The following is a 6706-nucleotide window of genomic DNA, read 5'->3' on the forward strand; positions in this document are numbered from 1 at the left end:
TTGATCTTTTTGAATAATTTAAAAAAAATGTCAACCTATTTTAGGCACGCACAAGAACCAAACAACAAGAACCAAACCTACCTACCCGCAGGCAGGCCTGTCCGCAGGGGCGGATAAAACTCAAAACCGAAGCCTTAAGCTCTAAATCCGAAAAATACCACAATAAACTAAAAACCATAAACTTTAAAAACCCGAAATCCGGAGATGCGGTCGGCACCCGACGAAGGAGGGTCAGCATCGCATCGGGGCGCAAAGCTCCGGGGAACAGGTAACAAGAACCAAACCTGTAAATCTCAAATTTGAAAACCTCAAATCTCAAATGCATATTTGTGCATTTTTTGTAACACCAAACTTCTCCGGTAACTTGCGCCCTGAATTAAGGCATACTATGGATACATTATCATTTGACATTGTTGTTATTGGCGGCGGATGTGTAGGCCTGGCCACAGCTTATAAGATCAACACCCGGTACCCGCATTTAAAAATAGCAGTACTCGAAAAAGAGAACCGTGTTTCGGCACACCAAACCGGCAGAAATTCCGGCGTAATTCATTCCGGCATTTACTATAAACCCGGATCTTATAAAGCGGAAAATTGTGTGAACGGACGAAGAGAACTGGTGGCTTTCGCAAAAGAATACGGCATAAAACACGACATCTGCGGTAAAGTAATTGTAGCAACACAGGAGGATGAACTGGCGCATATGAACAAAGTATACCAGAACGGTATAGCCAATGGTGTGGAAGACATCCGCCTGATAACAGCACAGGAAATAAAAGACATTGAACCTTACTGCGAAGGTATTGCCGGCATATGGGTGGGTTGTACAGGCATTATAGATTATGTGGGGCTTACAAAAAAGCTTGCTGAATTACTGGAACAAAAATTTGAAGGAAGTAAGATCTTTTTGAATACAGAAGCCAGAGACTTTATTAGGGAAGGCGACAAAACCGTTATTAAAACCAACCGGCAAAATTTTGAAGCGAAATATATTGTAGCCTGCGCAGGTCTTCAAAGCGACCGGATCGCCCAAAAAGAAGGAACCGGATCAGATACGGCGATCGTGGGTTTCCGTGGCGACTATTATAACCTGAGCGAAAAAGGAAGAAGCAAAGTAAAGAACCTCATCTACCCGGTGCCCAACCCCCAATTTCCATTTCTTGGTGTGCACTTTACAAGAATGGTGAACGGAGAAGTGGAGTGCGGCCCAAATGCAGTATTTGTGTTTAAACGCGAAGGCTATAAAAAAACCGATTTCAGTTTCAGGGATACTGCCGCTGCATTATCGTATGCGGGCACGCTGAAATTCTTTGCCAAGCACTGGCGGTTTGGTCTGGACGAATACCGGGGCGCCTTTTCAAAACCTTATTTCCTGAAACGGCTGCAAAAGCTTATTCCCTCCCTAACCTCAGCAGATATTATACCCGGCCGGGCAGGTGTGCGCGCCATGGCACTTTCGCGGGAAGGTAAAATGATCGATGATTTTAAGATAGAGGCGGCTCATAACGCCATCCACGTGCTGAATGCCCCGTCACCGGCAGCCACTGCTGCGCTGGCTATCGGCAATGCAGTACAGGAAACGGCAACAAAGCGTTTCGGGCTTTCATAAAACAGCTTTCAGCAATGAGGTGTCAGCCATCACAACTTAATAAATATTTTTTTCCGGTAAAGTATATAAGCGGGAACAAAGTTAACAGCAACAAAAAACAGCGCATATAACCAGCTTGCCAGTTCAGGCAGCATTCCGGTTTGTACCAGTTGATTAACCACCTGTTCATTGAGGGGCAGTCTGCCAAATTCCAACCTGTAAAAAAACAAGGCCAGCACATCTGCCAGTACATACACTGCAATAGCGTTAGCCCCAAATACAACGCCTGTACGCACGCCTTTCTGATGCCCCTGTATATCTACTATAAAATACATTGCGCCCAGCAGTAAAGCGCCCAACCCCGAAGTTACCAGTACAAACGAACTGGTCCATAGGTTTTCGTTTACCGGAAAAGTGAGTCCCCAGAAATAACCGGCGATAGCCGAAAATAACCCTGCTGTCATAAGGAGGTTCACTTTTTCATTGGGGGTGAATTTGCTTATCATTAACCGCCCGGCAAGCATGCCTGTAATACCGCTAACAACAGAAGGTATAGTACTCAGGATACTTTCGGGATCCCAGGTGCCCTGCCACATTTTGCCCGGCAGGCATTTGCTGTCTACCCAGGCCACAATGTTTACTCCGGGTTCCAGCATTACTTTACCAACGCCGGGAGTAGGGATAAGCGTTAATGCCAGCCAGTAGGCTACAAGCAAAACAACGGCTATCCATGCCTGTTGCTTCCAGCCGGTATTGAGAAAAAGGATAGCACAAACCATAAACACAATGGCAATGCGGTGCAGCGTTCCGGTCCAGCGGATCTCACTGAAATCAAAATCCGGCATCAGGTTGAGAAACATGCCAACGGAAAATATTTTAAACGAGCGGAAGATGATTTTTTTATATAAGCTTCCTTTAGCCACACCGCTGTTTAATCTTCTGGTATAGGCAAAAACAACGGAAACGCCAATAACAAACAGAAATATCGGGGCGATGGTATCTGTAAATGAAAGCCCATTCCATTTGCTGTGGCGCAAAGTAAAAAATACATACTGCTCATTCCCCGGAAAATTTACCATGATCATTGCGGCAATGGTAAAGCCGCGCAGGGCGTCAAGCGAAATAAGCCGGCTGGATTGCAGGGACATAAATCTGGAAGCTGGGGTTTTGGTATTCCGGAGCGCACTTGCAGCTATGGCTATCACATAGCAATTGCCTGACTCTTCAGCAATAAAAGAGCAGATCTGTATGCATTGATACTGCCTGGCTGATATGATAAATGTGGAAAATGAAGCAGGATCCGAAACTACAGGATGTGAGAGGTGTAAGGTGTGGGGCGTGAGGTGTAAGGTAATACCTCATACCTCCATCAATATACATTCTTCGGGCAGGGTATACCTTTTCCTCTGCTGCTGAAGTTGCGGTCATTAAACAGCTTGTATCTGATCGTGATCCCCGAAAAGTAATACCAGTCTTTGGTTTTAGGATTTCCTCTGACAGTTCCGGCCGCCGGGTAAACAGGGTTGCCATTTTTCAACTCACCGCCCCGGTATGCCATTTCAACGGCTTTGGGGCCTCTGGCAGCAAGTAAGATGTTACGGTCAACATATTTTGTACTTACATCATCAAGGTAATCGGTAAAGGTTTTATTGAACCTGAATTCCCACCCTAATGAAACATTGCGGGTAACGGCAAAACGTATGCCCCCGCCAAAGGGAATTGAGATATTCTGATAATTGTATCTTTTCCTGTCGGGATATTCGGGTAATTCCTGCCCCTCTGTACTTAAAATACCTAAACCGATTTTTTTGCCCAACGAATCATAAGTATATGGCCCCATATTGAACACTGAAACGCCTGCAAACAAATAGGGTGTATACCTTTTCTCCATGATATCAAAAAATTCATATACACCGGTAAGGCTGGCGTCATATATTTTAGAATAAAAGCTCAGGTTACGCTGGCGACGCTGCAAATTACTGCTATACCTGTCTGCGCCCTGGATATTCCCATAGGTAATAAGACCTCTCAGGGAAATTTTATCAGTAAAGGAATAAGCTGCTCCTAATGCGCCGGCAGGTTTCGCCTGTGAAAAAGTATAGGTATTCTCCTGTAATTCGCCCTGGTAGTTGGCAAAGCCTCCAAAGGCTTCGATACTTACATTTTTCAGTATTCCCTGGGAATATAAGGTAGTTGTACAAAGCAATAATGCCAAAATAAATGTTTGTTTCACCAGCATTTTTTTATAGGTACGGTATAATAACGCACAAGTCGGGTAAAAAATTAAGTCACGCGCAAATAAAACAACAACAGACCTAAAATAATGCCATTTTTATGATCTTCTTCCTTTGGGTACTGCAATATAAAGCTTAATCACACCGGAATTTGTTAAACATTTTCCCATAAGCTTTGGGGATATTCTCCGTTGGCAACCAATGTTTTAATATTGCTTTCTACACCCGGAGCATCTTCTTTATACGTTACTCCGAACCATTTGGAGCGGGTAGGGATGACTTTCAGCGCATTGCCGGGTATTTTAATAAACTCGGCGCCTACATCCACCACATATATCTCGGCTTTGGGCTGATTGATATTTTTTTGTAAGAAAATACTAAACATGTCTTTGCAAATGCTGAACACATAAGGGGTAAAGCACCAGAAATTCATAGAAACTTTTGAGTCGGAAGGGACTTTTGTTTTAATACCATCTTCCTCATATACAATATCAGACCCATCGCGGTATATTTTGGTGCGTTCCGCAATTTCTATCAGGTTTCCCGATGCATCTGCCCTGCATACACCCCTGCTGACAGAGCCGTTATCAGAAAGCGTTTTGATCAATTCGTATCCTATCAAACCAAAAGTGTGATCATTGGCCTCTTTCATTAAAAACTGATGTGCTTTTTCAAAGGCATCGCGCCCGTAAAAGTCATCCGCATTAATAACAATGAAGGGCTCATGTACCGCAGCGGACGCACACAAAACCGCGTGTGCTGTTCCCCAGGGCTTCGTTCTGTCTGCCGGTATGTCGTATCCTTCTGCAAATGATTGCATGTTCTGGTATACATAATCAACAGCAATTTTTCCTTTTAGTCTGGACTCAAAAATGGCCCTAAAATCATCGGAAAATTGTTCCCGGATAATAAATACCACTTTGCCAAAGCCGGCGCGATAAGCATCATAAATGGAATAATCCATGATTGTTTCGCCGGAGGGGCCAAACCGCTGTATTTGCTTTAAACTGCCATATCGCGAGGCCATTCCTGCTGCCATAATTACCAATGTAGGTTTCATCCGTATATTTTTTATTTTTAAACTATCGTATACCTGATCCATCATTTCTTAAACCGTTGCGAAAATAAAGAATTAACACTAAACCGTAGTTAGCGGGTGATAGTTGGCATATTTAACTAATATAACAAACATCCGGTTCTTCCTTATTTTTACCGGATCATCGGTATAAGTTACACCATTACCGCTCTTTTGTAATTGTTTTATCTCTTTTGACATGCATTATCCACATTTAAAAAATACAACACTTGAAATAGATGCCAAAGCACAGCTCGGCGAAGGCGCTTTATGGCATCCCACAGAAAATAAATTGTATTGGGTAAATATTGAAGGCAGAACGCTTCATATATACGACCCTGCTACCAAAGAAAATCAATCGTTTCTGGTAGAAGAACGAGTGGGCACTGTGGTTCCCGTAAAAAGCGGCGGCTCTTTGGTTGCCCTGCAAAACGGCATTCATTTCATTGATACTAAAACCGGCAGGTTACGGTTCATTGTCAATCCCCTTATCCATAATAATATTCGCTTTAATGATGGCAAGTGCGACCCTTCAGGAAGGTTTTGGGTGGGCAGCATGCACCTTCAGTTTACAGAGGGAGTAGCTGCGCTATACCGCATGGACACAGATAAAACAGTGCATAAGATGCTGGATGGCGTTACCGTTTCCAACGGCATTGCCTGGACGAAAGATAAAAAAACAATGTATTATGTTGACAGCCACCTGCGAAGGATAGACGCCTTTGATTATAATGATGCAGACGGAGCCATCACCAACCGGAGAATAGCAGTAACCGTGCCGGAGGGGTGTGGTTCGCCAGATGGCATTGCGTTGGATGCGGAAGGTAAGATATGGGCAGCGCTCTGGGGTGCCGGCGCGGTGGGCAGGTTTGACCCGCAGACCGGTGAACTATTACAAAAAATTGAGGTGCCGGCGCCAAATGTTTCTTCATGCGCTTTTGGAGGGGAAAATTTAGACACTTTGTATATTACTACTGCCCGCGGAGAATTAACGGAAGCGCAACTGGCAGCCTGCCCCTTAAGCGGCGGGTTGTTTTCGGTGAAACCGGGAGTAAAAGGTGTGCCCGCCGATTTTTTTACAGGAACGATCCATGAACAGGAATAATGCAGTTAGCCCTGGTTATGGTGTAAATATTCCTGCAAAATGATGGCTGCTGCAATTTCATCAACCAGTGCTTTATTGCGGCGTTGTTTCTTTTTCATCCCCATGTCTATCATAGCCTGTACCGCCATTTTTGATGTATAACGTTCATCTGTTTTTTCAACAGGCATACCGGGGAAAGCTTTTTTTATTTTTTTAATTGCTTTTTGCACCAGTACTGTAGCATGCGTATCGGAGTCGTCAAGATTTTTGGGTTCTCCTATAATTATTTTTTCCACCTGTTCCTGTTCAAAATATTTTTTTAAGAAATCAATGAGCGTGTGAGATTCTATAGTGGCCAAACCAGCAGCAATGATCTGCAAAGGATCGGTAACGGCAATGCCGGTTCGTTTTAGCCCATAATCAATAGCGAGGATGCGTGGCATGATACAAAGATAAACCTATAAGCTATTTCTTCTTACCGCAGGCTACCAATCATAGGCACATAGGTACACACGGTTTGTTTTATTTTATTGAGTTCATACGTTTTTATGGTGTCGGTATGCGTGGTTCTTATTACCACATAGGATCATAGGCACATAGGCACACATAGTTCGTTTTATTTTATTGAGTTCATACCTTTTTATGGTGTCGGTATGCGCGGTTCTTATTGCCACATAGGATCATAGGCACATAGGCACACATAGTTCGTTTTATTTTATTGAGTT

The 6706-nt window shown here is 43.7% G+C and carries 8 protein-coding genes; 2 read left to right on the forward strand and 6 right to left on the reverse strand.

The genetic code is table 11. From position 1 onward, the window contains the following. Positions 1–40: 40 nt before the first annotated feature. Positions 41–325 carry a hypothetical protein gene (locus PLH26_RS15840; RefSeq protein ID WP_324587005.1) on the reverse strand — a complete coding sequence of 95 codons (285 nt, stop codon included), beginning with the start codon at positions 323–325 and terminating at the stop codon, positions 41–43. Positions 326–388: 63 nt separating this feature from the next. Here PLH26_RS15840 and lhgD point away from each other — a divergent pair, with 63 nt between their 5' ends. Then, positions 389–1609 carry an L-2-hydroxyglutarate dehydrogenase gene (gene lhgD / locus PLH26_RS15845; protein WP_324587006.1) on the forward strand — a complete coding sequence of 407 codons (1221 nt, stop codon included), beginning with the start codon at positions 389–391 and terminating at the stop codon, positions 1607–1609. Positions 1610–1638: 29 nt separating this feature from the next. Here the strand turns inward: lhgD and PLH26_RS15850 are convergent, their stop codons facing one another. From PLH26_RS15850 to PLH26_RS15865, 4 genes are all read right to left on the reverse strand, one after another. After that, entirely contained in the window at positions 1639–2736 is a 1098-nt protein-coding gene (locus PLH26_RS15850) for an acyltransferase family protein (protein ID WP_324587007.1), read from the reverse strand. 221 nt (positions 2737–2957) lie between these two features. Continuing rightward, positions 2958–3821: a DUF6089 family protein gene (locus tag PLH26_RS15855; RefSeq protein WP_324587008.1), complete on the reverse strand. Its 864-nt coding sequence runs from the start codon at positions 3819–3821 to the stop codon at positions 2958–2960. 155 nt (positions 3822–3976) lie between these two features. Continuing rightward, positions 3977–4882, reverse strand: coding sequence for a sugar phosphate nucleotidyltransferase (locus tag PLH26_RS15860; RefSeq protein ID WP_324587009.1), 906 nt, complete (start codon positions 4880–4882; stop codon positions 3977–3979). A 78-nt stretch (positions 4883–4960) separates the two neighbouring features. Further along, complete coding sequence (locus tag PLH26_RS15865) at positions 4961–5098, reverse strand: hypothetical protein (protein WP_324587010.1); 138 nt, start codon at positions 5096–5098, stop codon at positions 4961–4963. Between PLH26_RS15865 and PLH26_RS15870 the strand changes: the two genes are divergently transcribed. Continuing rightward, the gene (locus tag PLH26_RS15870) at positions 5097–6002 is read left to right on the forward strand and encodes an SMP-30/gluconolactonase/LRE family protein (protein ID WP_324587011.1); all 906 of its coding nucleotides are present in this window, start codon (positions 5097–5099) and stop codon (positions 6000–6002) included. The genes PLH26_RS15865 and PLH26_RS15870 overlap by 2 nt on opposite strands. Before the next feature lie 5 nt (positions 6003–6007). Here PLH26_RS15870 and ruvX read toward each other — a convergent pair whose 3' ends face one another. Then, a complete protein-coding gene (gene ruvX, locus PLH26_RS15875) occupies positions 6008–6424 on the reverse strand; it encodes a Holliday junction resolvase RuvX (protein ID WP_324587012.1) in 417 nt (138 codons plus the stop codon). Positions 6425–6706: the final 282 nt, after the last annotated feature.

The organism is Agriterribacter sp. (assembly GCF_035444585.1).
Taxonomy (GTDB): Bacteria; Bacteroidota; Bacteroidia; order Chitinophagales; family Chitinophagaceae; genus Agriterribacter.